Origin of the sequence: Pseudomonas sp. RA_15y_Pfl2_54 (assembly GCF_963971015.1) — a bacterium.
GTDB classification, from domain to species: domain Bacteria; phylum Pseudomonadota; class Gammaproteobacteria; order Pseudomonadales; family Pseudomonadaceae; genus Aquipseudomonas; species Aquipseudomonas baetica_A.
The window spans coordinates 1-2,082 of the sequence record NZ_CAXAPN010000081.1 but is presented as its reverse complement, the minus strand read 5'-3'; the positions used below and the strand labels follow the sequence as shown (position 1 = coordinate 2,082).

Here is a 2,082-nt window from a genome sequence, read left to right as displayed (position 1 = left end):
GGATAACGCAGATCGGGTGGCGGGTAAAGCTTCTTCCTTTGCAGGTAGGTGGCGAGAGGAGCATTGAAGATGAATACGCCAAAGACACCTTCCCACAACAGGGTCAAAAACCAGCCACGTTCTTTGGCTTTATCCTTCATGTAATCGATGTAGTAACGCAGGTTTGCCCCTGAATTAAGCGCTGCGGCATCCGGTGCCGCCTCTGGCCCGATCTCCATATAACTGCGCATGCATTCCCACAACGCCATTGCCGTGGTGCCACCGCCACAGTTGAAGCCTAGTGAAAAGTGTTTGTTGTCTTCCGATGCGTGCGGGTCGGGGTTTTCGAAACCGATGACCAGTAGACCCATCGTGGCTTTGCCGGCCTGACTGACCGACGATTGCTGGGTGGCGGCCGCCGTCACGGTTTCCCAGGGGACAACCCAGTACTCGCCGTTGTCGCGGGAGACGCAGACTTCGCGGCGTTGGCGATTGAAGCGTATGGGTAAGGGGACTTTGCGGAAGAGGCCTTGGATCAAAATCAGCGTAGGAACGCCCAAAATAATTGCCCCAAGGATCAGAATTTCGCGGCTGAATTCAGAGTCGAGATTTCGAGTGAAGAATGACATCGCTAGAACCACCATCAGCGATGGCCACATCACCATCACCGCAGAACCGATGCTGTAGTTACCCACATCGAGAAACGCCTCGTTTTTGCGCCAGATGATATTCAGCACATCAGAGGGTTTTCTACCGGTTGGAATCGGCAATGGCGCCAAGTAATCATTGCGCGAAAACATCCTTTTTTCCGTTGTGCCTGCCGGTGGCGTACTCATCGCTTGTCCTTGGGTTGCAGGTAAATGGCGCCGGGGTGATCCTCACCGAGCGGGTAATTCGGTACACGATCAAGTTCAGGCGTTGGGTCATTTCTCAGCGCTATGACGCCCGAGTTGTTGTTCAAAGTAAAAGCCAGGCCTCGCTCCCCGCCGATAAAACTCCGTGCGCCGAGTATTCCGGTCAACGGCGTGCGATAACGCAACCTTAGCGACAACGTGCTGGGTGGTGTGTTCAGCAAATCTTTCACCTCTTTGAAAGGACCGCTTATACGCAGGCCCTGCCCCTCCTCGAACGGTATCCACTGGCAACTACTGTCGGACAACCAATAGGGCGTCATATCACGCCACGGACGGGGAGGCCTGAAATAGTCGGTCGGACTGTTTTTGATCAGGTACCGGTTTTCGAGGGTATCCACCGGGTCACCGACCATGCTCAGCTCCAGGTAGACACTGTCTGGCTCGGCGCCTGGCAAGTCGATAGTCAGAGAATCAATGGCGCTGACGAACGCCAGACCGGAACGACCGTTATCAGTCGCCTGATTAGAACTGCTTTGCATGGTGACCCGAGGCGTATAGAGGATGAGATACAAACGGTCGAGTTCGTCCTGTTGAGCTTTCGGGGCGATGGGATCAAGGTCAATAGCCCGCGCCTTCGACCAACAGCAGTTGTTCAGGAAGTTTTGCAGCAGCGTTTTCTCGAAGAGCCAAGCTGTCAAGTACAGTGCGCCGAACCCCAAAATGATCCAGTTCAACGGCCCCATGTACAACGTGTAACGCAAGATGGCGACGTCCACTGTGATTGACCCGGTCAAGGCACGGGCGGTGTAGCCAAACCCTAAAATCGCTTGGGCCCCGAAGGTCGCTACTTGCCCTCCAACCGCGAACTGACGCAGTTGCAGCCATGGATCGACTCGTTTTTGGGCATCCTCTAGCTGTTGTTTCAAGGAATTGAACTCTTGCAAGGCTGCATAGGCCGACAACCCACCAATCACCCCACCAAACAACGTAAGCGCCGGCGCCGCAGATGAACGAATAAAAAACCGATCCCTCCCCAACCCCATCCGCACCTGACTATCCACCACCGCCACCAACGCCGCCGCCCCATACAAACTCGCCGACACCGTGTCATTCACTCGCCGAGCATCCATTCCCTCCAGCACCCCGGCCTCGCTCAAATAGTTCTGCACATTCACCACGTTCACCAACAACGCCGCCAACGGCACCACTCCCCCGCTGTTGACCACCACGGGCGAATTCACAATCCGCT

General features: G+C 55.4%; 1 protein-coding gene and 1 pseudogene. Both read right to left on the bottom strand.

Translation table 11 applies throughout. The annotated features are described in order from the left end of the window. Window positions 1-815: DUF6708 domain-containing protein (locus AACY50_RS28525; protein WP_339539928.1), on the bottom strand; the 815-nt coding region annotated here is incomplete at its 3' end. After that, window positions 812-2,082: pseudogene (locus AACY50_RS28520) on the bottom strand (toxin VasX); the annotation flags it as partial. The gene AACY50_RS28525 and the pseudogene AACY50_RS28520, both read right to left, overlap by 4 nt.